The organism is Bacillus litorisediminis (genome assembly GCF_022808645.1).
GTDB lineage: Bacteria > Bacillota > Bacilli > Bacillales > JC228 > Bacillus_BF > Bacillus_BF litorisediminis.
On the sequence record NZ_JAKZKT010000040.1, the window covers coordinates 1 to 23,839 of the forward strand.

Consider the following 23,839-nt stretch of genomic DNA (forward strand, 5'->3'; position numbering starts at 1 on the left):
AGGCCGAACACCTTCGTCATAAACAAGAAGTAAAAGAAATATATGCACGTCGAAAAGAATCCATTGAACGAGTCTTTGCGGATGCAAAAGAAAAGCATGGTATGCGATGGACTACTTTAAGAGGCCTTAAAAAATTGTCCATGCAGGCGATGCTTACGTTTGCTGCCATAAATCTTAAGAAATTAGCCAACTGGACTTGGGTAAGTCCAAAAATGGCATAAAGAATAAGAATAATAGACAAATCACACTCATTTCTAAGATGGATTCTGAGAAAAATTCTTAAAATCATAAAGGCATTTGGGAATAAAAACATTCCCAAATGCCTTTTGTCTTCAATCTGAGCCATCGCTAGTAAGCGATGGCTTTAAAAGATGCATCTTTTTAATTGTTCGGTCATTACTTAGTAATAGAAGAAACGACTCCGGCACCTACAGTACGTCCACCCTCACGGATAGAGAACTTAGTACCTTCTTCAATCGCGATAGGAGCGATTAGTTCAACAGTCATTTCGATGTTATCGCCAGGCATAACCATTTCTACTCCTTCAGGAAGTGTAATGATTCCTGTTACATCAGTTGTACGGAAGTAGAATTGTGGACGATAGTTTGAGAAGAATGGAGTGTGACGTCCACCTTCTTCTTTAGAAAGAACATAAACCTCAGCTTTGAAGCTAGTGTGTGGTGTGATTGTACCAGGCTTTGCTAATACTTGACCACGTTGTACTTCATCACGAGAAACCCCACGAAGAAGTGCACCAATGTTATCTCCAGCTTCAGCATAATCAAGAAGCTTACGGAACATTTCAACACCAGTTACAGTAGTTGATTTTGGCTCTTCAGTAAGACCAATAATTTCAACTACGTCACCAACTTTAACTTGTCCGCGCTCAACACGTCCAGTAGCAACTGTACCACGGCCAGTGATAGAGAATACATCCTCAACCGGCATCATGAATGGCTTGTCAGTTTCACGTTGTGGAGTTGGAACGTACTCATCAACAGCGTCCATAAGTTCGATAATTTTAGCTTCCCACTCAGCATCTCCTTCAAGAGCTTTAAGAGCAGAACCTTTAATTACAGGGATTTCATCCCCAGGGAAATCGTACTCAGAAAGAAGATCACGAACTTCCATTTCAACTAGTTCTAATAGTTCTTCGTCATCAACCATGTCACATTTGTTTAAGAATACAACAAGGTAAGGAACACCTACTTGACGAGAAAGAAGAATGTGTTCACGTGTTTGTGGCATTGGACCATCAGCAGCAGATACTACTAGGATTCCGCCATCCATTTGCGCAGCACCAGTGATCATATTTTTAACATAGTCAGCGTGTCCTGGGCAGTCAACGTGAGCATAGTGACGATTTTCAGTTTCATATTCTACGTGTGCAGTAGAGATTGTGATACCACGCTCTCTTTCTTCTGGTGCACCGTCGATTTGATCATATGCACGAGCTTCAGCTTTACCTTGTTTAGCAAGTACAGTAGTGATAGCTGCAGTAAGAGTAGTTTTACCATGGTCAACGTGTCCGATTGTACCAACGTTTACGTGTGGCTTAGAACGATCAAATTTAGCTTTACCCATTAGGATTTCCTCCTTAAATTTTAAAATTAAGTAATAGAAAGTTTATATATGGGCTATGAAAACGATTTTCTCGTTTTCATAGCAACCACATTTCTATAAGTAGTTATACTTTATCATAAAGGTGAAATCAATTATTCACCTTTATTTTTTTTGATGATTTCATCAGAAATCGATTTTGGAACTTCTTCGTAATGGTCGAATTGCATTGTGAATACCCCACGACCTTGAGTAGCAGAACGAAGAGTTGTCGCATATCCAAACATTTCAGATAGTGGAACCATCGCGCGAACAACTTGAGCATTACCGCGTGCTTCCATACCTTCAACACGACCGCGGCGAGCAGTAATGTTACCCATGATATCGCCCATATATTCCTCAGGAACGATAACTTCAACCTTCATTACCGGTTCTAGAATAACAGGGTCACACTTGGCGGCAGCGTTCTTAAGTGCCATAGATGCAGCAATTTTAAACGCCATCTCACTTGAGTCGACATCATGGTAAGAACCATCAAATAATTTTGCTTTGATGTCTACCATTGGGAATCCTGCTAATACGCCTCTTTCAAGGGCATCTTCAAGACCCGCTTGAACCGCTGGGATGTATTCACGTGGAACAACACCACCGACGATTGCATTTTCGAATTCGAAGCCTTTTCCTTCTTCGTTTGGAGAGAATTCAATCCAAACGTGTCCGTATTGTCCGCGACCACCAGATTGACGAGCAAATTTACCTTCAACCTGTGCACTAGAACGGAATGTTTCACGGTACGCTACCTGTGGAGCACCCACGTTAGCTTCTACCTTAAATTCACGCTTCATACGGTCTACAAGGATATCTAGGTGAAGCTCTCCCATTCCGGCGATAATAACTTGTCCAGTTTCCTGATCAGTATAGGCGCGGAAAGTTGGGTCTTCTTCTTGAAGTTTTTGTAATGCCGTTGTCATTTTATCTTGGTCAGCTTTTGATTTTGGTTCGATAGAAAGCTGAATAACTGGCTCTGGGAATTCCATTGATTCTAGAATAACTAGATTCTTTTCATCACATAGAGTATCACCAGTGGTTGTATCTTTTAAACCAACAGCTGCCGCGATATCTCCGGCATATACCATAGAAATTTCTTCACGGTGGTTTGCGTGCATTTGCAGAATACGTCCGACACGCTCACGCTTACCTTTTGTTGAGTTTTGTACATATGAGCCAGAACTTAATGTTCCGGAATATACACGGAAGAATGTAAGTTTACCGACATATGGGTCAGTCATAACTTTAAACGCAAGAGCTGCGAATGGTTCGTCATCGCTTGAATGACGTTCAACTACTTCATCTGAATCAGGCAATGTACCTTTAATTGCTGGTACATCTAGTGGAGATGGAAGATAGTCGATAACAGCATCTAGCATTTTTTGAACACCCTTGTTTTTGAAGGCTGATCCACAAAGTACCGGATAAAATTCAACGTTAACAGTACCTTTACGAATAGCAGCTTTGATCTCTTCGTTTGTGAGCTCTTCACCGCCAAGATACTTTTCCATTAATTCTTCATCAAGCTCAGCTACCGCTTCAATTAATTTTTCGCGGTATTCTTCAGCTTGTGCACGGTATTCTTCAGGGATTTCACGTTCTTCGATATCGGTACCTAAATCGTTACCGTAGAACGTAGCTTTCATTTCAACAAGGTCAATAATACCTTCGAATTGATCTTCAGCACCTATTGGTAACTGAATAGGATGAGCATTGGCTTGTAAACGTTCATGAAGAGTTTTTACTGAGTACAGGAAGTCTGCACCGATTTTATCCATTTTGTTTACAAACACAATACGTGGTACTCCATAAGTTGTCGCTTGACGCCAAACTGTTTCAGTTTGAGGTTCAACACCGGATTGGGCATCAAGAACCGCAACCGCACCGTCAAGTACACGCAATGAACGTTCAACCTCTACAGTGAAGTCCACGTGTCCTGGAGTGTCGATAATGTTTACGCGGTTTCCTTTCCATTGTGCAGTTGTTGCAGCAGATGTAATCGTGATTCCACGTTCTTGTTCTTGCTCCATCCAGTCCATCTGAGATGCACCTTCGTGAGTTTCGCCAATCTTGTGAATACGACCAGTGTAATAAAGAATACGCTCAGTTGTTGTGGTCTTACCAGCATCAATGTGAGCCATGATTCCTATATTACGTGTATTTTCTAAGGAGAACTCTCTGGCCATTTAGTCTTTCTCCTTCCTTTATGTGTGGAATAATAATTTGTATTAGATAAGAAATATTACCAGCGATAGTGAGCAAACGCTTTGTTTGCTTCTGCCATTTTGTGAGTGTCTTCACGCTTCTTAACAGCAGCACCAGTGTTGTTTGCTGCATCAAGAATTTCGTTAGCAAGACGCTCTTCCATTGTTTTTTCACCGCGAAGACGTGCATAGTTTACTAACCAACGCAAACCAAGTGTAGTACGGCGATCTGGACGAACTTCAACTGGTACTTGATAGTTCGAACCACCGACACGGCGTGCGCGCACTTCAAGAACAGGCATAATGTTTTTAAGAGCTTGGTCAAATACCTCCATAGGCTCTTTACCTGTACGTTCTTGAATAATTTCAAATGCTGAATAAAGAATCTTTTGAGCTTTTCCTCTTTTACCGTCAATCATCATTTTGTTGATTAAACGAGTAACGAGTTTTGAATTATAAAGCGGATCTGGCAGTACATCTCTTTTTGCTACAGGTCCTTTACGTGGCATGATGTATCCTCCTTTCAAAGATGTTTTATGAAATTAGTCTATTATTTTTTCTCTTTTGGCTTTTTCGTTCCGTATTTAGAACGGCCTTGTTTGCGCTCGTTAACTCCAGCGGTATCAAGAGCACCGCGAACAATGTGATAACGAACCCCTGGTAAGTCTTTAACACGACCTCCACGAATTAGCACAACACTGTGTTCTTGCAAGTTATGTCCGATTCCAGGAATATAAGCTGTAACTTCAATTCCGTTTGTTAAACGAACACGCGCATATTTACGCAATGCAGAGTTTGGTTTTTTCGGTGTCATTGTACCAACACGAGTACAAACCCCGCGCTTTTGTGGTGAAGAAAGGTTAGTTTGAGACTTTTTAAAGCTGTTATAACCTTTGTTAAGCGCTGGAGATTTTGATTTTTCCTCTTTAGTTTGACGCGGCTTGCGCACTAGTTGGTTAATAGTTGGCATCTGTTTGTCCTCCCTTCTTCTATTCTAATCTAGGTCCAAGTTCTTGTTCCACACATCCAGGTGGTTCATTTTTTGGACAAAAGAAAAGATTGCAACGAGAAATTGCAACATTCATTTCTCTTTAATAATCCCAACAGCACTGGCTTTTACATCAATTCCACAAGCTTTCCCAAGTTTTTGCATAGAGTCTACTTGCCAAATTGGGACACCGTGTTCTTCCGCAGCGGTCAACACAGGGTTAATTACGCGCGGATCCGCATCAGCCGCCAGTATAACAGCTTGCACACGGCCCTTTTGAATAGCCTTGACTGTTTGTTTTGTTCCTACGACTATTTCTTTTGCGGTTGATACTTTTTCATAAGACACTTAAAGGTTCCTCCAAAGCATCATTTTCGTAAGAAGCACCTTTGCTATAATATCATCCCAAAAGAATAGATGTCAACAATAGAAATAAATTTTCAGTATTAAAGTATTGTAAAATTTCTTTTTAAATGGATCATACTCGCGAAGAGGTTCTTTCTTCCTCGCGAGTATGTTGGAAATCCATTGTTTACTGAACACTTACTGGTTCATCGGCAGCTTGTTTAGTGACTTCAGGAGTTGCTTTGCGGTAGCGCTGCATTCCTGTACCTGCAGGAACTAGCTTACCAATAATTACATTCTCCTTAAGTCCTAACAATTCATCCCGTTTTCCTTTGATTGCAGCATCTGTTAGAACACGAGTTGTTTCCTGGAAGGAAGCTGCTGATAGGAATGAGTCAGTTTCAAGCGATGCTTTTGTAATACCTAGGAGTACCGGACGTCCCGTCGCTGGATATTTGCCTTCAAGCAACGCTTTGCGGTTGGCATCCGTAAACTGGTGGATGTCCAATAGTGATCCTGGAAGCACATCTGTATCTCCGGCATCAATGACCCGTACTTTACGAAGCATTTGCCGAACCATCACTTCTACGTGTTTGTCGCCAATTTCTACCCCTTGCATCCGGTAAACTTTTTGTACCTCGCGCAGCAGGTATTCTTGGACTGCAGCCACGTCTTTAACCTTCAGCAATTCCTTAGGATCAATCGAACCTTCTGTTAATACACTTCCGGCTTCTACCCGATCATTCACAGCTACCTTTAAGCGTGCAGTATATGGAATGAGATAGTTCCGAGTTTCGACATCACCTTGAATTACAATTTCTTGCTGACGGTCTCTCGCTTCATTAATGGCTGTTACTACACCATCTATTTCAGTAATAACCGCCTGACCTTTCGGATTACGCGCTTCAAATAGCTCTTGGATCCGCGGTAAACCTTGGGTAATGTCATCTCCGGCTACCCCGCCAGTATGGAACGTACGCATTGTAAGCTGGGTTCCTGGTTCACCGATTGATTGGGCAGCAATAATACCTACTGCTTCCCCAACTTCAACCTGTTGACCAGTTGCAAGGTTTTGGCCGTAACATTTTTTACATACACCATGTTTCGTATTACATGTAAATGCAGAGCGAATCCAGACAGCTTCAATTCCTAGATCCACAATCTCTTTCGCAAGATCTTCAGTGATAAAGCCATTTTCAGGTACAAGAACTTCACCTGTTTCTGGATGTTTCACTGATTTACGGGCATAGCGTCCCACTAAACGCTCTTCAAGTGGCTCAATAATTTCATTGCCTTCTTTTAAAGCAGTTACACGAATTCCTCTGTCCGTACCACAGTCATCCTCACGAACAATAACATCTTGAGCAACGTCTACCAGACGGCGTGTTAAGTAACCAGAGTCCGCCGTTTTAAGAGCTGTGTCCGCAAGACCTTTACGGGCACCGTGTGTGGAAATAAAGTATTCCAATACGGTTAGACCCTCACGGAAACTAGACTTAATCGGTAATTCAATAATTCGTCCAGCCGGGTTTGCCATCAATCCGCGCATACCCGCAAGCTGTGTAAAGTTAGATGCGTTACCACGGGCTCCGGAATCACTCATCATAAAGATTGGATTTAAGCGATGAAGGGTCTTCATCAGCTTACCTTGGATTTCGTCTTTCGCAGCACTCCAAATAGAGATGACGCGATCGTATCTTTCATCCTCTGTAATCAGACCACGCTTGAATTGTTTCATAACGTTATCCACTTTTTGCTGAGCTTCTGAAAGAATTTGTTCTTTCTCGCCAAGCACCACGATATCCGCAATACCGATTGTAATTCCAGCTTTCGTAGAGTATCTAAATCCAAGGTCCTTCATGCGGTCAAGCATTTTAGATGTTTCTGTGATTTTGAAACGTTTAAATACTTCCGCAATGATATTTCCTAAGAATCCTTTTTTGAAAGGAGGAATAATTTCTTGCTGTTTAATAATTTCTTTGACATTTTCAGTTGGTTCCACAAAATATTTCTCAGGTGTTTTCTCAACTAGGTTCTCTTTTGTCGGTTCATTAATATATGGGAACGTGTTTGGGAGAATTTCATTGAAAATAATCTTCCCGACGGTTGTCAGCAACAGCATTTTATTCTGTTTTTCAGTAAAGGATTGGTTGTTTAAAGAGCCGGCATATACCGCTACGCGAGTATGCAGGTGCACATATCCATTTTGATACGCCACTAATGCTTCATTCGTATCTTTAAATACCATTCCTTCTCCAATAGCACCTTCTCTTTCTAAGGTTAAGTAATAGTTACCTAATACCATGTCCTGAGAAGGAGTAACAACCGGTTTACCATCTTTAGGGTTCAAGATATTTTGTGCCGCAAGCATTAATAATCTTGCCTCTGCTTGAGCCTCTGCAGATAAAGGAACGTGAACGGCCATTTGGTCACCATCAAAGTCTGCGTTGTAGGCTGTACACACTAATGGATGAAGACGAATCGCTCTGCCTTCAACAAGTGTTGGTTCAAACGCTTGGATCCCTAGTCTGTGCAGAGTTGGTGCACGGTTTAATAATACCGGATGCTCTTTAATGACTTCTTCTAGCACATCCCAAACTTCCGGGTGAAGACGCTCTATTTTACGCTTGGCTGACTTAATATTATGTGCCAGCCCTTTTTCAACAAGCTCTTTCATAACAAATGGCTTGAATAATTCAATTGCCATTTCTTTAGGAAGACCGCATTGGTACATTTTTAGGTTCGGACCAACAACGATAACAGAACGACCAGAATAGTCAACACGCTTTCCAAGTAAGTTTTGACGGAAACGTCCTTGCTTACCTTTAAGCATATGAGAAAGTGATTTAAGCGGACGGTTTCCTGGGCCAGTTACCGGTCGGCCTCGGCGTCCATTATCGATAAGAGCGTCTACTGCCTCTTGAAGCATGCGTTTTTCATTTTGAACAATGATACTTGGTGCTCCAAGATCTAATAGGCGTTTTAAACGATTATTACGGTTGATAACACGACGGTATAAATCGTTTAAGTCAGACGTTGCAAAACGACCGCCATCAAGCTGTACCATCGGACGAAGTTCTGGCGGAATAACAGGCAGAACATCCAGAATCATCCAAGATGGATCATTTCCTGAGTTTCTGAAGGCTTCCAGGACTTCAAGACGCTTAATTGCACGTGTTCTGCGTTGTCCTTGAGCTACCTTTAATTCTTCCTTCAAGGTTTCTACTTCTTTTTCAAGATCAATGTCTTGCAGAAGCTTTTTGATAGCCTCTGCTCCCATTGAAGCTTGGAACTTGTTGCCATACTTTTCACGGTATGCACGAAATTCTTTTTCAGATAAAAGTTGTTTTTTCTCTAATGCAGTATCAGCTGGATCTGTCACAACATAGGAAGCAAAGTAGATAACCTCTTCCAAAGCACGAGGTGACATATCCAAAATAAGACCCATTCGGCTTGGGATTCCTTTAAAATACCAGATATGAGAAACGGGAGCCGCAAGCTCGATATGTCCCATCCGCTCGCGACGTACTTTTGCCCGTGTAACTTCTACGCCACAACGATCACAAACGACACCTTTGTAACGCACTCTTTTATACTTACCGCAATGACACTCCCAGTCTTTTTGCGGACCGAAAATTCTTTCGCAGAACAGACCGTCTTTCTCTGGCTTCAATGTACGATAGTTAATGGTTTCAGGCTTTTTAACTTCTCCATAAGACCATGAACGGATCTTATCGGGTGAAGCAAGACCTATTTTCATATACTCAAAATTATTGACATCCAACAAGGGGCCTACCTCCCTTTTTCGTCTCAGGTTCTTCCCTTATGTTGCTTTTATAACTATTCTTTTGTCCCAACTGTTTCAGTTTCTGGCTGATCATGTTCAGACGAGATTGTTAAAGATTCAGCTTGTTGTACTTCATCATCATCTTCTAAATCACGCATTTCAATTTCTTGGTCATCACTAGACAAGATTTTGACATCCATTCCTAAGCTTTGAAGTTCCTTCATTAATACCTTAAAGGATTCCGGAACCCCTGGCTCTGGAACATTGTCGCCCTTAACAATAGCCTCGTATGTTTTCACACGGCCCACTACGTCATCGGACTTAACTGTTAATATTTCTTGAAGAGTATATGCAGCACCGTAAGCTTCGAGAGCCCATACCTCCATCTCACCAAAGCGCTGTCCTCCAAACTGAGCCTTACCGCCAAGAGGTTGTTGTGTAACCAATGAGTATGGCCCTGTTGAACGAGCATGAAGTTTATCGTCAACCATGTGAGCTAATTTAATCATGTACATAATTCCGACAGAAACTCTGTTATCAAACGGTTCACCGGTACGGCCATCATAAAGAATCGTTTTGGCATCGCTCGCCATTCCGGCTTCCTCAATCGTTGCCCATACATCTTCCTCACGGGCACCGTCAAATACCGGCGAAGCAACATGGATACCAAGTCTTCTTGCAGCCATTCCCAGGTGAAGTTCAAGTACCTGACCAATGTTCATCCGCGATGGAACCCCTAATGGATTTAACATGATATCAACTGGTGTACCATCTGGTAAAAACGGCATATCTTCTTCAGGTAAAATGCGGGAAATAACCCCTTTATTACCGTGACGGCCTGCCATTTTATCTCCTTCATGGATTTTACGTTTTTGTACAATGAAAACTCGCACCAGCTGGTTCACACCTGGAGGCAATTCATCTCCGGCTTCCCGCGTAAAGACTTTAACATCCAATACAATTCCGCCGCCTCCGTGAGGAACGCGCAGGGAAGTATCACGTACTTCTCTTGCTTTTTCACCAAAGATTGCGTGAAGAAGTCTTTCTTCCGCGGTTAATTCAGTTACCCCTTTTGGTGTTACTTTACCAACAAGAAGGTCCCCATCCTTAACCTCCGCACCGATGCGGATAATTCCTCTTTCATCGAGGTTGCGCAGTGCATCTTCACCGACGTTTGGAATATCACGTGTAATTTCTTCAGGTCCAAGCTTTGTATCACGGGACTCAGACTCATATTCCTCGATGTGGATAGATGTATATACATCATCCTTGACGAGTCTTTCACTCATAATAATCGCATCTTCGTAGTTGTAACCATCCCAGGTCATAAATGCGACCAATACGTTGCGCCCAAGAGCTAATTCGCCTTTTTCCATTGAAGGTCCATCTGCTAAAATTTCACCTTTCGTTACCCGGTCGCCGACACTTACAATCGGACGCTGATTATAGCATGTACCTTGGTTAGAACGGACAAATTTGAGCATCCGATATTTATCAAGATCTCCCTTAATCTCTTGACCGTCAACAACTTCAATTCTTCTGACCCAAATCTCTTTTGCCTCAACATGTTCAACAATACCTTCGTGCTTACAAATAACGGCAGCACCAGAGTCTTTTGCTGAAACATATTCCATACCTGTACCTACAATTGGAGCTTCAGGCTGCATAAGCGGAACAGCTTGACGCTGCATGTTCGCACCCATCAAGGCACGGTTTGAGTCATCGTTTTCTAAGAACGGTATACACGCGGTAGCTGCAGAAACAACCTGTTTAGGTGATACATCCATATAATCGACGCGCTCACGCTTAACAACCGTGTTTTCACCGCGGAATCTAGCAATAACTTCTTCATCTAAGAAGGAACCGTCTTCACCCAAACGAGCATTGGCTTGAGCCACTACATAATTATCCTCTTCATCCGCCGTTAAGTAATCAATATGCGATGTTACCTTACCAGTATCTGGGTCAACCCGGCGATAAGGCGTCTCAATAAATCCAAATTTATTTACTTTCGCATAGGATGAAAGCGAGTTAATCAGACCGATATTCGGACCTTCAGGTGTTTCAATTGGACACATACGGCCATAGTGAGAATAGTGAACGTCACGAACCTCAAAGCCTGCGCGTTCACGAGTCAAACCGCCTGGTCCCAACGCTGATAGACGTCTCTTATGTGTCAGTTCAGCTAATGGATTCGTTTGATCCATGAATTGAGACAACTGAGAACTTCCAAAAAACTCTTTAATTGAAGCTATCACCGGTCTAATGTTAATAAGCTGCTGCGGTGTAATCGTGGCAGTGTCTTGAATAGACATTCTTTCACGAACAACGCGCTCCATTCTGGATAAACCAATTCTAAATTGGTTTTGCAACAGCTCCCCAACAGAGCGTAAACGACGATTCCCTAGGTGGTCGATATCGTCTGTATCGCCTACTCCGTGCAGCAAGTTAAAGAAATAGCTGATCGAAGCAATTATATCAGCAGGAGTAATGTTCTTGATTTTCTCAGGAACATCGGCATTTCCTATGACAGTAATAACTTTTTCGCCTTCTTCATTAGGAGCGTAAATTTTAATAGATTGTGAAAGGATTTCTTCCTCTACTACTCCGCCTGTTGGTCTATAGGTCACATAGCCGATTCCTTTGCTCAAGTGAGGAATTAGCCTATCTAGCACACGTCTCTCAAGAACAGTGTCCTTTTCAATAAGAATTTCCCCTGTTTCAGGGTCAACAATAGGCTCAGCCAGCCTTTGACCAAACAAACGGTTCTTAATATGAAGCTTCTTATTTATTTTGTAACGACCTACACTTGCAAGGTCGTAACGTTTTGGATCAAAAAATCTTGAAACCAACAGACTTTTTGCGTTTTCAACAGTTGGCGGTTCGCCCGGACGTAAGCGTTCATATATTTCTAATAACGCTTTTTCCGTATTTTCTGTATTGTCCTTCTCAAGAGTATTACGCAAATATTCATTATCCCCAATAAGGTCAATGATCTCTTGGTCGGAACCAAAACCAAGTGCACGAAGCAGCACCGTTACCGGCAGCTTGCGGGTACGATCAATACGAACGTAAACCACGTCTTTCGCATCTGTTTCATACTCTAGCCATGCACCACGGTTCGGTATTACAGTAGCTGTAAAACCTTTTTTCCCGTTTTTATCAAGTTTTCCGTTATAATAAACACTAGGAGAACGAACCAATTGCGAAACAATGACACGTTCTGCCCCATTAATCACGAATGTACCAGTGTCAGTCATAAGCGGAAAATCACCCATAAATACATCCTGATCCTTCACTTCGCCCGTTTCCTTGTTAACAAGGCGGACTTTAACGCGAAGCGGAGCGGAGTATGTAACATCTCTCTCCTTGGACTCCTCCACAGAATATTTCGGGTCGCCAAGACTATAATCGATAAACTCTAATGAGAGGTTACCGGTAAAGTCTTCAATCGGTGAAATGTCCTGGAACATTTCTCTTAAACCCTCATCTAAAAACCACTGATACGAAGCTGTTTGGATTTCGATGAGATTTGGCAATTCAAGCACTTCGCTAATACGAGCAAAGCTTTTACGCTGGCGGTGTCGTCCATACTGAACTAGTTGACCTGTCAACTGTTTTCACCCCTCAAATTTACGTAGTGTAAAAAACAAAGTGTAAAGCCTTTATGTAAACAACTTGTTGTTTAACCGTCAGCCCTACTAGAAAAAAATCGTAAAACATATTACAATTATATATATTAAGTCTTGAAGAGACGTGCTCACACAAGACAAAAAGAAAAAGGGTTTCACTTTTGAAAACCTCATTTTTCAACAAAACGACCCATTATTAGATTATCTTTCCCATATTATCCATTCCATATACTTCTATGAATAAAATTGATTAAACTTATTTTTTCAGAGGATGAATAAATTACAACGGGAATGCCAATGACTAAATTACCTAAAATTAGGCATACGGGTACAAATAATATATTGGCATTTTATAATAATAGCATAATGAAATTTGCGAGTCAACGCTTAATTGCTTTTAAAATAAAATATCCTTTATTTTTTTTGACAACCTCTACTTCCTCAAAAATTTCTTCAAGCTTCTCTTTCGCTGATGGAGCCCCTTGTTTTTTTTGGATAACCACCCAAAGCTCCCCGTTTTGAACTAAATGATCATAACTTTTTCTAAGGATGTCATGAACGACCTGTTTACCTGCGCGGATAGGCGGATTTGTCAGGATCGCAGCAAAATTATTTTCTGTAACCGATCCAAATCCTTCACTTTCATAAATGTTGACATTTTCCGCGCGGTTAGCTTCGGCATTTTCTTCTGCTAACTGTATCGCTCTTTCATTGATATCTACCATATGCACCAGCCGTTCCGGATAATCAAGCGCAATCGTAATTCCGATTGGGCCATAGCCGCAGCCTACATCCAAAAACGGACCTTGAACTTGTGGGGGTTCAAATGATTCTAATAAAGTTCTTGTCCCAAAATCGACCTCTTTTTTTGAAAAAACACCTGCATCTGTTGTAAATCGAATCGATCGATTATGCCTTTGAAAAATAACAGTGGAGCGATTACTCATTACTTCTGGTTTGCGAGAATAATAATGATCAGTCATTTCGTTCGCCTCCTCGAAGCATTAAATGAAGATGAATGCGGAAATTCATGAGGGTTATGCAAAGCTTATAAAGCTCAAGTATAAAAATGAGCCCGCGCAAATATGCGGGCTCATAATTTAATTATTTTACTTCTACGCCAGCTCCAACTTCTTCAAGCTTAGCTTTGATTTCTTCAGCTTCCTCTTTAGAAACTCCTTCTTTAAGAGGTTTTGGAGTGTTATCAACAAGATCTTTTGCTTCTTTAAGTCCAAGACCAGTGATTTCACGAACCACTTTGATAACTTTGATTTTTTGGTCCCCAGCAGAAGCAAGAACCACATCAAATTCAGTTTTCTCTTCAGCAGCAGCACCAGCAGCAGCACCGCCAACAACAGCTACAGGAGCAGCCGCAGTTACACCAAATTCTTCTTCAATAGCTTTTACTAATTCGTTTAATTCTAAAACAGTCATATTTTTAACTGCTTCAATGATTTGTTCTTTAGTCATGAGAAATTTCCTCCTAATCTTATTGTGTGTTTTATAAATTTGTCGTTTGTAATTCGATTAAGCACCTTGTTCTTCTTTTTGATCAGCAACAGCCTTAGCTGCCAATGCGAAGTTACGGATTGGAGCTTGAAGAACGCTAAGCAACATAGAAAGTAAACCTTCGCGAGATGGAAGATCTGCAAGAGCTTTGATCTCCTCAACAGTTGCAAGATTTCCTTCGATGACACCCGCTTTAATTTCAAGCGCTTCGTGTTTTTTAGCAAAATCACTTAAGATTTTTGCAGGAGCTACAACGTCTTCGCTGCTAAACGCAATTGCGTTTGGTCCAAGAAGATGTTCGTTTAGCCCAGCTAGTTCAGCTGCTTCTGCAGCACGGCGAGAAAGTGTATTTTTGTAGACTTTGAATTCTACTCCAGCTTCACGAAGCTGTTTACGAAGCTCCGTTACCTCTGCTACATTCAATCCGCGGTAATCTACAACAACTGTAGAAACACTTGTTTTGAATTTGTTTGTAATCTCATCTACGATTAATTTCTTTTGTTCAATTGCACTGCTCATTCTGCCACCTCCTGTAGAATGGTTACATCCATACCGTAAAAGAAAACTTATTCTTTAGCTAAGTATTCTATATTGTAGGCGGTTGCCTCGATGCCTTTATACTTCAACTATTTTTGAAGTATAAAAAAGCCTCCATATCTTTGTAGACATGAAGGCTGAAAGAATCACACTTATCAAAATGATAGGTTCTATTCGCTCAAACACCTCGGTAGGAAATTAAGCTTTTTACGGCACCTACTGTCTACGGCATACATGTATTAAATTAACACCCTATAAATTATACTAGGATGGTCCAACAATGTCAACCTAGTTTTTCAAAGAAAATGATGCTGGGTCTACTTTTACTCCAGGTCCCATTGTAGATGTAACAGCAACGCTCTTCACATAGGTACCTTTTGCTGCAGCAGGCTTCGCTTTAAGCATGGTTTCGTAAATAGTCGCGAAGTTTTCAACCAATTTCCCGTTATCAAACGAAACTTTACCAATTGGAACATGTACAATACCAGCTTTATCAGCACGGTATTCTACTTTACCAGCTTTGATTTCTTTAACAGCTCGATCAACATCAAATGTAACCGTACCTGTTTTAGGGTTTGGCATTAAGCCCTTAGGTCCGAGCACACGACCAAGCTTACCAACTTCACCCATCATGTCAGGTGTTGCTACGATCACGTCAAAATCAAACCAGCCTTGGTTGATTTTGTTTATATATTCAGAGTCGCCTACGTAATCAGCACCAGCTGCTTCTGCTTCTTTCGCTTTTTCACCTTTTGCGAAAACGAGTACTCGTTGAGTTTTACCAGTTCCGTTCGGAAGAACAACTGCTCCACGGATTTGCTGGTCATTCTTACGAGTATCAACACCTAAACGAAATGCAACTTCAACTGTTGCGTCAAACTTAGCGAAGTTAGTCTTTTTCACTAATTCAATCGCATCGTTTACATCGTATGCTTTTGTACGATCAACAAGCTTTGCTGCTTCTTGATATTTTTTGCTTCTTTTAGCCATTTTAATATCCTCCTATTTTGTGGTTTTAACGGATTGACCTCCCACTAAAAAGGTTGCGAATTCCTGTTTTAGACTTCGCAACCCCGTGAAAAAAGGTATCTTATTAGTCTTCGATCACGATACCCATGCTGCGGGCTGTACCTTCAACCATGCGCATCGCTGCTTCAACGTTTGCTGCGTTAAGGTCAGGCATTTTTGTTTCAGCAATTTCGCGTACTTTATCGCGTTTAACAGTTGCTACTTTTTTACGGTTTGGTTCACCAGAACCAGACTCGATACCAGCAGCTTTCTTAAGTAAAACAGCCGCAGGCGGAGTTTTCGTAATAAATGTAAATGAACGGTCTTCAAATACCGTAATTTCAACCGGAATAATAAGACCAGCTTGATCGGCAGTACGTGCGTTGAACTCTTTACAGAATCCCATAATATTTACACCAGCTTGACCAAGTGCAGGACCAACCGGCGGAGCTGGATTTGCTTTACCCGCTGGAATTTGAAGCTTAACAACTTTGATTACTTTTTTAGCCACGAGACACACCTCCTTAAAGTCCGTGATGTGGTAATAGGGACGTTAAATCCCTCCCACTCTTATCTATGCTATCGTAGCATATAGAAATCTCATGAAAAAAACAGTAGTGTCTACCCGTAGACACACCGACTTAAAAAATATTATCATTTTTTAAGAATGATTTCAAGTCGTTTCAAATTATAATTTATCAATTTGATCAAAGCTAAGTTCAACTGGCGTTTCTCTGCCAAACATATTCACTAAAACTTTAATCTTTTGTTTGTCTCGGTCTATGTCTTCTATGGAACCGGTAAAGTTTGCAAATGGACCTTCCTTCACCTTGACAGTTTCGCCAAGTTCGAAGTTAATATCCACCTTTCTTTCTTCAACCCCCATTTTCTTTAACACAGAGCTTACTTCGTCTGGCATAAGCGGTGTTGGTTTTGATCCTGACCCAGCCGATCCGACAAATCCTGTTACACCTGGAGTATTTCTGACCACATACCAAGAGTCGTCTGTCATTACAAGCTCAACTAATACATACCCCGGGAAAACCTTCTTCTTTACAACTTTTTTCTTTCCGTTTTTAATATCCGTTTCCTCTTCCTCAGGTACCACGACACGGAAAATCTTATCTTGCATACCCATGGATTCAACCCTTTTTTCAAGGTTTGCTTTTACTTTGTTTTCATAACCTGAGTAAGTATGCACTACATACCAATTCTTTTCCATTCAGTAGGACTAATACGTCCTTCCCTCCCCACTTCCGATTTTCGGGTAAAGAAAACTTGGCTAGAGCCAAGCCTTTAGGCACTTGCCTATTTGCACTTTATCACGCGAAGCGCCATATCCTGTTGCCTCGCTCGATTTGGCCATTCTGGCCTTCGTACTTTATTCCTAAAAATTTCAATACGTCGAATTCACTTCATTGCTAGAATTTTATTTTTTAAAGTACAATGAAAAAACCCGTTTCCGGGTCTTGTCAAATCTTAGATATTCACCATTATACCATGTCATCTGCTAACTTATTCAAGAATCAATTCAATTACCGAAGAGATTCCTAAATCTACAACCGCAAAAAACACAGAGACAAACGCCACAGTCACAATAACTGTAACAGTATATCGAACGAGTTCTTTCCTTTTTGGCCAGCTGACCTTTTTCATCTCGCTGGCTACATTGCGAAAAAATTGCATGAAGTTAACCCCCAACTGAAAGTAGATCTATGTCAAAACTATTATTTTGTTTGTTTGTGAACGGTGTGACTATTACAAGTCTTACAAAACTTTTTTACTTCTAAACGTTCTGTACTCGTTTTATTTAAATCCTTTGAATAGTTTCTAGAACCGCATTCCGAACAAGCCAAAACTTGTTTTTTGCTCATAATTGTTCATCACCTATATAAATCTATTACGCCTCTAAAACTTTATCACGGTCCTAAAAACTTGTCAAACTCGCGTATAGCTTTGGCTAAGAAGAGGAGGAGTGGGTGATCTCCCTGATCTCTAAGTATCTCTCTAACTTTCTCTTAACCCGCTGCAGTGCATTATCAATAGACTTTACATGTCTGTTTAACTCTTCTGAAATCTCTTGATAAGACTGCCCATCCAGATAGAGGGCAAGTACTTTTTGTTCCAAGTCACTCAAAATCTCCGACATTTTCAATTCAATATTATCAAATTCTTCACGGCTTATAATTAATTCCTCAGGATCCATTATCTTTGCACCTGAAATGACATCCATAAGTGTTCGATCTGACTCTTCATCAAAAATAGGCTTGTCCAATGATACATAGGAATTCAGAGGAATATGCTTTTGACGGGTTGCGGTTTTAATGGCAGTAATAATTTGTCTGGTAATACACAACTCGGCAAATGCTTTAAAAGAGGTGAGCTTGTCCTCTTTGAAGTCACGAATTGCCTTATATAAGCCAATCATGCCTTCCTGGACAATATCTTCTTTCGTTGCACCAATCAAAAAATAGGATCTCGCTTTCGCCCTTACAAAGTTCCGGTACTTATGAATCAGGTAATCAAGCGCTTCACTTTCGCCCTGATGAACTAAGTCCACAATCTCTTCGTCCTCTAAAAACTTGTAAGCACTATGTTGGCTTTCCCCGAAGTTCGAATTCACCCTATAGATCCCCCCAACCGTGCGCATTAGATAGAAATATTATACAGTAGACGAATAAAGGGGTCAACCAATCATTGTCCGCCTCTTCTCCATTTTTCGAATATTTCTGCTATTTCATCTGGAAGCTGAATTTTAGACTTTGGTTTAGTTTCAAGGGACTTTTGTACATTTTTGCCGATATTTCTCTCAATACTTTCCATTTCATGTAATAATTCACGGGCCGACTTCCGCAAGGCCCCTTGTCCAAAAATTGCCCATTGTTCTGTATAGTCGGAAGTAGCAACATGAATTTGTGTTTTGATATTCCCTAAAGAAATCGCCAATTTTTCGATCCGTTCATCCGCTGTTTCATTTTCTCTGGTGAAGATTACTTCAATCTTATAATTCTTATATTTTTTCTCTGTCCCTTGTACATAATGTGCATCGAAAACAACAATCACCTTATAACCTGTAAAAGCCTGATATTCTGCCATTTTTTCAATTAATCGATCTCTTGCTGATGCTAAATCACTGTTTTTTAAAGCACGAAGCTCTGGCCAAGCACCAATTATGTTGTAGCCATCCACAAGGAGAATATCCATTTTTTATTCACCAATTGCATGACGTTTTCTAAATACCTCATACATCAAGAGTGCGGCTGCAACTGAAGCATTTAAGGAAGTAACATGTCCGATCATGGGCAGGGAGATAAGAAAATCACATTTTTCTTTAACCAAACGGCTCATGCCTTTACCTTCACTGCCAATGACAATGCCAAGCGGCATCTTTCCGTCTAATTGTCTATAATCCTGGTCTGCATCCCTATCTGTTCCGACGATCCATACCCCTGATTCTTTCAATTCATCAATGGTCCGTGCTAAATTCGTTACGCGAGCTACCGGAATATGCTCAATTGCCCCGGTTGAGGCTTTCGCAACCGTTGCAGTTAAACCGACCGATCTTCTTTTCGGAATTATAATTCCATGGGCTCCCACTGCATCACATGTTCTCATAATCGAACCTAGATTATGCGGATCTTCTAGCTCGTCCAATATGATAAAAAATGGAGGCTCCCCGCGTTCATTCGCTCTTTTATATAACTCGTCCAGTTCTGCATACTGGTAAGCCGCGATCTGAGCTGCTACACCCTGATGAGGGCCATTGAACATTTGATCCAGCTTTCGTTTAGGTACAGTTTGGACAATCACGCTTTTCTCTTTTGCTATTTTTAAGACTTGTTGAATGCTCCCTTTTTGTGAACCTTCTGCAACCAAAAGCTTTTGAATATCTCTATCTGACTTAAGTACCTCTAATACGGGATTTCTGCCAAATATCCATTCAGATTCCATGATTGATTCCTCCTTTCTGATTTTTTATTACATCAAAGGACTGTTTAATTAAAGCTTCCATCCGCTCGATTCGATTGAGTAAGAATAAATAGCCAATTAAAGCCTCAAATCCGGTGCTATACCGATAGGTCTGAACATCCGTATTTTTTGGTACAGTATGTGATCTTGCATTCCTTCCCCGTTTAACAACTGCCAGCTCTTCCTCAGTCAAACTCTCTGTTTGTATAAAGGTATGGATGATGCTTGCCTGTGCTTTTGCCGAAACATAATGGGTCGCTTCTCTATGAAGCCTGGCCGGTTTTACAGATTCATGATGAAGGAGGTGGCGCCTGACATACACTTCATAGACAGCATCACCCATGTAAGCTAAGGAAAGACTATTCAATTGTTTAACGTCTAACTGGATTCCTTCATCGCACATGTTTATCCCCGCTTCCATCTTGTCCCTTGAGGTGTATCCTCTAATATAATATTTTGTTCTTTTAAGCGGTCTCTAATTTCATCAGCCAAGGTAAAATTTCGATCTTTTCGCGCCTGAATTCGCTGTTCGATTAAAGCTTCAATCTCTTCATCTAAAAGCTCTTGTTCCTCGATTGTAATACCAAGGACTGAGAAAAAGTCTTTAAATTTATTGATAAAAGCATCTAAAACTTCTACAGAGGAATTCTTTTCCATTAAATAATAATTGGCCTGTTTGGCTAACTCAAATAATACGGAAATCCCATTTGCTGTATTAAAGTCGTCATCCATTTCTTTTACAAATTCATCATGTAATGATTGGATTATTTTCAACCATTTCTCATCATTTTCGCCTAAATTAACACTTATTTCTTTACGATGCTGCAGATTTTGAAAAGACGTTTTTAAACGTTCTAGCGACTTTGCTGCGTTTTCTACGAGTTCACGGCTAAAGTTAATCGGATGGCGATAATGAACCGATAACATAAAGAATCGAAGAACTTGAGGGTTTAATTCCTGGATAATATCATGCACAAGAATAAAATTGCCTAGGGATTTCGACATCTTTTCATTATCTATATTTATATAGCCATTATGCATCCAGTAGTTTGCAAAAGGTTTACCCGTTAGTGCTTCCGATTGGGCAATTTCATTTTCATGATGCGGAAAGGCTAAATCTTGACCGCCCGCATGGATATCAAGCGTATCACCTAAGTATTTTCTTGCCAAAGCAGAGCATTCTATATGCCAGCCTGGACGTCCATCTCCCCATGGACTGGACCACTTAATTTCATTTTCTTTTGCTGCTTTCCACAGGACAAAATCAAGCGGATCCTCCTTCTTTTCTCCTACTTCTATTCTCGCCCCAATCTGAAGTTCATCTATCGATTGGTGAGAGAGTTTGCCATAACCCTGAAAACGTCTTGTTCGAAAGTATACATCACCGCCGGATTCATAGGCATAGCCTTTATCAATCAGTGTTTGGATAAACTCAATGATTGTATCAATATTTTCCGTAACTCGAGGGTGAAGTGTAGCCTTTTCTGCACCTAAAGCAGCAATATCCTCAAAATAGGCCTGAATAAAACGTTCTGTTAAAGTATGGACATCCTCCTTTAACTCATTTGCTGCCTTAATGATTTTATCATCTACATCTGTAAAGTTTGAAACATAATGAACATCGTACCCGCGAAACATTAGGTAGCGCCGTACCGTATCAAATACGATGACAGGCCGGGCATTTCCAATATGAATATAATTGTATACGGTTGGACCGCAAACATACATTTTTACTTTTCCTGGTTCAATCGGGGTAAATTCTTCTTTTTTTCTCGTTAGCGTATTATATATTTGAATGGACATTTGAGCGTTCGCTCCCTTCTTTTTTTATAGCTGCTAGTTCTTCTCGTAATTGTGCTATTTCTTCTTCAAGCTGTCTAATTCGATCCGCTATAGGGTCAGGCAGGTCTCGATGGTTTAAATCCTTTTGGATTCGCACTCCATCCTGGATTACGACCTTTCCGGGAATTCCAACAACTGTAGAATTAGGAGGTACATCCTTTAATACAACGGAACCCGCTCCGATTTTAGCATTTTCTCCTATCACTATGGATCCTAGTACCTTGGCCCCTGTTGCAATCAATGCATTATCTTTAATCGTCGGATGTCTTTTTCCCTTTTCTTTTCCGGTACCTCCTAAAGTAACACCCTGGAATACCGTAACATTGTCGCCGATTTCGCAAGTTTCTCCAATTACCACACCCATTCCGTGGTCAATGAAAAATCTCCTTCCGATTTTGGCACCTGGATGTATTTCAATTCCGGTAAAGAAGCGGCTAATTTGAGAAATACACCGCGCGATAAAGAAAAATCTCCTTTTATACAATGCATGGGCAATCCTGTGTGCCCAAATAGCATGAAGCCCAGAATAAGTTAAAATAACCTCTAACGTGCTGCGGGCAGCAGGGTCTTGATCAAACACTACCTCAATATCTTCTTTTAGCCTATTGAACATCCTATACAGCCCCCTTTTTATTAGAATTCATAACTGACCCATATAAAAAACGTCTCTGTCTGATACAGAGACGTTTTAAACGCGGTTCCACTCTGCTTAAATGAATGCAACCATTAACAACATTCATTTCGGCTCGAATAGGTAACGGCTGTGAACCGCCTTTTTCTACTTTATTCTTTCGAAAAAGGACTCAGAGGTGCATTTCAAAAAACGAGAGGCTTAAACCACTTTCAGCCGATGATGGTTCTCTCTTTCAAGCATGCGTTTTTTTACTTCTCCTCTTCATTGCTTTATCACTATAAAGGTTAGTTTACTATATTAACCTATTTTTAAAATTGTTCATTTAAAATAGCATCTAAACGTGCAATCACCTTTTCTTTTCCTAAGAGCTCTAATGTAATTGCTAAATCACGACCATGCGTTTGCCCAGTTGCAGCAACACGGATTGGCATAAACAGCTTTTTCCCTTTATGTCCGGTATCCTTTTGAACCTGCTTAATCGCTGCATTTATTTCATTTGCTTCATAAGGATCCAGTGTTTCTACTTTTTCTTTAAAGGAAGCCAACACTTGCGGAACCTGTTCCTCAGAAATAACAGACTTCGCTTCTTCATCATACGATATTTCATCCTTAAAGAACAACTCAGAAAGCTCAACAATTTCCGCGCCATAACTCATTTGTTCCTGGTAAAGAGCAATCAGCTTCTCGGTCCACGCTTTTTCCGCTTCAGTCATACTCTCAGAAACTCTTCCTGCCCTTACTAAATGAGGTAAAGCCAGATCAACCAGCTTATCGACCTCTAGCTTTTTAATATATTGATTATTCATCCAGGTGAGTTTTTGTTTATCAAACAATGCTGGTGATTTAGACAGACGGTTTGGGTCGAACATTTGAATAAATTCTTCCTTGGAGAAAATTTCTTCCTCTCCGCCAGGTGACCACCCAAGCAGGGCAATAAAGTTAAATAAAGCCTCAGGCAAATAGCCCAGTTCCTTATATTGCTCGATATATTGTATGATTGATTTATCCCTTTTTGAAAGCTTTTTCCGGCTTTCGTTCACGATTAATGTCATATGTCCAAATATAGGCGGCTCCCAGTCGAATGCTTCATATATCATTAACTGCTTCGGCGTATTGGAAATATGATCATCCCCTCGTAAGACATGTGTAATTTCCATCAGATGATCATCAATCGCTACAGCAAAATTATAAGTGGGAATGCCATCTTTTTTTATAATAACGAAATCACCAATACCGTCCGATTCAAATGAGACTTCGCCTTTAACTATATCATTAAATTGGTATACCTTCCCGGCTGGAACTAAAAAGCGGATACTTGGCTTTCTTCCTTCCGCTTCTAAGCGTGCACGATCATCGTCGCTAAGATGACGGCACTTTCCAGAGTACCGAGGTGTTTCTCCGCGGCTCGCTTGCTCTTCCCGTTCAGCCTCTAGTTCTTCTTCCGTACAATAGCATTTATAGGCAAGACCTTTGTCTAATAACTCATTGTAATAGCGGCTGTAAATATCATTCCGTTCTGATTGGCGGTATGGGCCGTACTCTCCGCCTAAATCAATACTCTCATCCCAGTCTATTCCAAGCCACTTAAGATGGGTTAATTGGCTTTCCTCACCGCCTTCAATATTGCGCTTTTTATCGGTATCTTCAATTCGGATAATAAACTTCCCATTCTGATTTCTTGCATACAAATAATTAAATAATGCGGTTCTCGCATTCCCTATATGTAAATGTCCTGTTGGACTCGGTGCATAGCGTACTCGAATTTCACTCATAGCC

Annotated in this window: 23 protein-coding genes and 2 other annotated features; of the genes, 1 reads left to right on the plus strand and 22 read right to left on the minus strand. The window is 40.8% G+C overall.

What is annotated here, in order from left to right; genetic code table 11:
* The coding region (locus MLE14_RS22775; RefSeq protein ID WP_243298308.1) for a transposase at positions 1-221 on the plus strand (221 nt) is incomplete at its 5' end.
* A 175-nt stretch (positions 222-396) separates the two neighbouring features.
* Here MLE14_RS22775 and tuf read toward each other — a convergent pair.
* From tuf to gltX, 22 genes are all read right to left on the minus strand, one after another.
* On the minus strand, positions 397-1,584 hold the full coding sequence (tuf, locus tag MLE14_RS17240; RefSeq protein WP_243299655.1) for an elongation factor Tu: 1,188 nt from the start codon (positions 1,582-1,584) through the stop codon (positions 397-399).
* A gap of 131 nt (positions 1,585-1,715) precedes the next feature.
* The gene (gene fusA, locus MLE14_RS17245; protein ID WP_243299656.1) at positions 1,716-3,794 is read right to left on the minus strand and encodes an elongation factor G; all 2,079 of its coding nucleotides are present in this window, start codon (positions 3,792-3,794) and stop codon (positions 1,716-1,718) included.
* A 56-nt stretch (positions 3,795-3,850) separates the two neighbouring features.
* Complete coding sequence (gene rpsG, locus MLE14_RS17250) at positions 3,851-4,321, minus strand: 30S ribosomal protein S7 (protein WP_243299657.1); 471 nt, start codon at positions 4,319-4,321, stop codon at positions 3,851-3,853.
* 41 nt (positions 4,322-4,362) lie between these two features.
* Entirely contained in the window at positions 4,363-4,782 is a 420-nt protein-coding gene (gene rpsL / locus MLE14_RS17255; RefSeq protein WP_243299658.1) for a 30S ribosomal protein S12, read from the minus strand.
* A 111-nt stretch (positions 4,783-4,893) separates the two neighbouring features.
* Complete coding sequence (locus MLE14_RS17260) at positions 4,894-5,148, minus strand: 50S ribosomal protein L7ae-like protein (protein ID WP_243299659.1); 255 nt, start codon at positions 5,146-5,148, stop codon at positions 4,894-4,896.
* A 184-nt stretch (positions 5,149-5,332) separates the two neighbouring features.
* The gene (gene rpoC / locus MLE14_RS17265; RefSeq protein WP_243299660.1) at positions 5,333-8,932 is read right to left on the minus strand and encodes a DNA-directed RNA polymerase subunit beta'; all 3,600 of its coding nucleotides are present in this window, start codon (positions 8,930-8,932) and stop codon (positions 5,333-5,335) included.
* A 53-nt stretch (positions 8,933-8,985) separates the two neighbouring features.
* Positions 8,986-12,546 (minus strand): DNA-directed RNA polymerase subunit beta, encoded by a 3,561-nt coding sequence (rpoB, locus tag MLE14_RS17270; RefSeq protein WP_243299661.1) that lies wholly within the window; start codon positions 12,544-12,546, stop codon positions 8,986-8,988.
* A 398-nt stretch (positions 12,547-12,944) separates the two neighbouring features.
* Positions 12,945-13,547 carry a class I SAM-dependent methyltransferase gene (locus MLE14_RS17275; protein WP_243299662.1) on the minus strand — a complete coding sequence of 201 codons (603 nt, stop codon included), beginning with the start codon at positions 13,545-13,547 and terminating at the stop codon, positions 12,945-12,947.
* A 121-nt stretch (positions 13,548-13,668) separates the two neighbouring features.
* Positions 13,669-14,034, minus strand: a complete 366-nt coding sequence (gene rplL, locus MLE14_RS17280; RefSeq protein WP_243299663.1) for a 50S ribosomal protein L7/L12 — start codon at positions 14,032-14,034, stop codon at positions 13,669-13,671.
* 57 nt (positions 14,035-14,091) lie between these two features.
* Positions 14,092-14,592 carry a 50S ribosomal protein L10 gene (gene rplJ, locus MLE14_RS17285; RefSeq protein ID WP_243299664.1) on the minus strand — a complete coding sequence of 167 codons (501 nt, stop codon included), beginning with the start codon at positions 14,590-14,592 and terminating at the stop codon, positions 14,092-14,094.
* Positions 14,593-14,706: 114 nt separating this feature from the next.
* Positions 14,707-14,857: a sequence feature (ribosomal protein L10 leader region), on the minus strand.
* 41 nt (positions 14,858-14,898) lie between these two features.
* Positions 14,899-15,600 carry a 50S ribosomal protein L1 gene (gene rplA, locus MLE14_RS17290; protein ID WP_243299665.1) on the minus strand — a complete coding sequence of 234 codons (702 nt, stop codon included), beginning with the start codon at positions 15,598-15,600 and terminating at the stop codon, positions 14,899-14,901.
* Between the two features lie 103 nt (positions 15,601-15,703).
* Positions 15,704-16,129, minus strand: coding sequence for a 50S ribosomal protein L11 (rplK, locus tag MLE14_RS17295; RefSeq protein WP_243299666.1), 426 nt, complete (start codon positions 16,127-16,129; stop codon positions 15,704-15,706).
* A 177-nt stretch (positions 16,130-16,306) separates the two neighbouring features.
* Positions 16,307-16,840, minus strand: a complete 534-nt coding sequence (gene nusG, locus MLE14_RS17300; RefSeq protein WP_243299667.1) for a transcription termination/antitermination protein NusG — start codon at positions 16,838-16,840, stop codon at positions 16,307-16,309.
* A gap of 293 nt (positions 16,841-17,133) precedes the next feature.
* Positions 17,134-17,304, minus strand: coding sequence for a preprotein translocase subunit SecE (gene secE / locus MLE14_RS17305; protein WP_097160720.1), 171 nt, complete (start codon positions 17,302-17,304; stop codon positions 17,134-17,136).
* A 41-nt stretch (positions 17,305-17,345) separates the two neighbouring features.
* Complete coding sequence (rpmG, locus tag MLE14_RS17310; RefSeq protein ID WP_243299668.1) at positions 17,346-17,492, minus strand: 50S ribosomal protein L33; 147 nt, start codon at positions 17,490-17,492, stop codon at positions 17,346-17,348.
* A gap of 86 nt (positions 17,493-17,578) precedes the next feature.
* Positions 17,579-18,241, minus strand: coding sequence for an RNA polymerase sporulation sigma factor SigH (gene sigH / locus MLE14_RS17315; protein ID WP_243299669.1), 663 nt, complete (start codon positions 18,239-18,241; stop codon positions 17,579-17,581).
* 71 nt (positions 18,242-18,312) lie between these two features.
* A complete protein-coding gene (locus MLE14_RS17320) occupies positions 18,313-18,822 on the minus strand; it encodes an NYN domain-containing protein (RefSeq protein WP_243299670.1) in 510 nt (169 codons plus the stop codon).
* A gap of 3 nt (positions 18,823-18,825) precedes the next feature.
* Entirely contained in the window at positions 18,826-19,569 is a 744-nt protein-coding gene (gene rlmB, locus MLE14_RS17325; RefSeq protein WP_243299671.1) for a 23S rRNA (guanosine(2251)-2'-O)-methyltransferase RlmB, read from the minus strand.
* On the minus strand, positions 19,559-19,990 hold the full coding sequence (locus MLE14_RS17330) for a Mini-ribonuclease 3 (RefSeq protein WP_243299672.1): 432 nt from the start codon (positions 19,988-19,990) through the stop codon (positions 19,559-19,561). The genes rlmB and MLE14_RS17330 overlap by 11 nt, the downstream gene beginning before the upstream one ends.
* A gap of 2 nt (positions 19,991-19,992) precedes the next feature.
* The gene (gene cysS, locus MLE14_RS17335; protein WP_243299673.1) at positions 19,993-21,390 is read right to left on the minus strand and encodes a cysteine--tRNA ligase; all 1,398 of its coding nucleotides are present in this window, start codon (positions 21,388-21,390) and stop codon (positions 19,993-19,995) included.
* Positions 21,371-22,042 carry a serine O-acetyltransferase gene (gene cysE / locus MLE14_RS17340; protein WP_243299674.1) on the minus strand — a complete coding sequence of 224 codons (672 nt, stop codon included), beginning with the start codon at positions 22,040-22,042 and terminating at the stop codon, positions 21,371-21,373. Before cysE ends, cysS begins: the two co-directional genes overlap by 20 nt.
* A gap of 63 nt (positions 22,043-22,105) precedes the next feature.
* Positions 22,106-22,337: a binding site (T-box leader), on the minus strand.
* A gap of 34 nt (positions 22,338-22,371) precedes the next feature.
* On the minus strand, positions 22,372-23,835 hold the full coding sequence (gene gltX, locus MLE14_RS17345; RefSeq protein ID WP_243299675.1) for a glutamate--tRNA ligase: 1,464 nt from the start codon (positions 23,833-23,835) through the stop codon (positions 22,372-22,374).
* Positions 23,836-23,839: the final 4 nt, after the last annotated feature.

Bases quoted from the DNA above. Each gene is read 5' to 3' on its own strand.
- rplJ (WP_243299664.1), bottom strand. From the start codon at position 14,592: ATGAGCAGTGCAATTGAACAAAAGAAATTAATCGTAGATGAGATTACA.
- tuf (WP_243299655.1), bottom strand. From the start codon at position 1,584: ATGGGTAAAGCTAAATTTGATCGTTCTAAGCCACACGTAAACGTTGGT.
- rpmG (WP_243299668.1), bottom strand. From the start codon at position 17,492: ATGAGCAAAAAACAAGTTTTGGCTTGTTCGGAATGCGGTTCTAGAAAC.
- gltX (WP_243299675.1), bottom strand. From the start codon at position 23,835: ATGAGTGAAATTCGAGTACGCTATGCACCGAGTCCAACAGGACATTTA.
- MLE14_RS17330 (WP_243299672.1), bottom strand. From the start codon at position 19,990: ATGTGCGATGAAGGAATCCAGTTAGACGTTAAACAATTGAATAGTCTT.
- cysS (WP_243299673.1), bottom strand. From the start codon at position 21,390: ATGTCCATTCAAATATATAATACGCTAACGAGAAAAAAAGAAGAATTT.
- cysE (WP_243299674.1), bottom strand. From the start codon at position 22,042: ATGTTCAATAGGCTAAAAGAAGATATTGAGGTAGTGTTTGATCAAGAC.
- nusG (WP_243299667.1), bottom strand. From the start codon at position 16,840: ATGGAAAAGAATTGGTATGTAGTGCATACTTACTCAGGTTATGAAAAC.
- rlmB (WP_243299671.1), bottom strand. From the start codon at position 19,569: ATGGAATCTGAATGGATATTTGGCAGAAATCCCGTATTAGAGGTACTT.
- MLE14_RS17320 (WP_243299670.1), bottom strand. From the start codon at position 18,822: ATGGATATTCTCCTTGTGGATGGCTACAACATAATTGGTGCTTGGCCA.
- secE (WP_097160720.1), bottom strand. From the start codon at position 17,304: ATGCAATTTTTTCGCAATGTAGCCAGCGAGATGAAAAAGGTCAGCTGG.
- rpsL (WP_243299658.1), bottom strand. From the start codon at position 4,782: ATGCCAACTATTAACCAACTAGTGCGCAAGCCGCGTCAAACTAAAGAG.
- rpsG (WP_243299657.1), bottom strand. From the start codon at position 4,321: ATGCCACGTAAAGGACCTGTAGCAAAAAGAGATGTACTGCCAGATCCG.
- rplA (WP_243299665.1), bottom strand. From the start codon at position 15,600: ATGGCTAAAAGAAGCAAAAAATATCAAGAAGCAGCAAAGCTTGTTGAT.
- MLE14_RS17275 (WP_243299662.1), bottom strand. From the start codon at position 13,547: ATGACTGATCATTATTATTCTCGCAAACCAGAAGTAATGAGTAATCGC.
- fusA (WP_243299656.1), bottom strand. From the start codon at position 3,794: ATGGCCAGAGAGTTCTCCTTAGAAAATACACGTAATATAGGAATCATG.
- rplL (WP_243299663.1), bottom strand. From the start codon at position 14,034: ATGACTAAAGAACAAATCATTGAAGCAGTTAAAAATATGACTGTTTTA.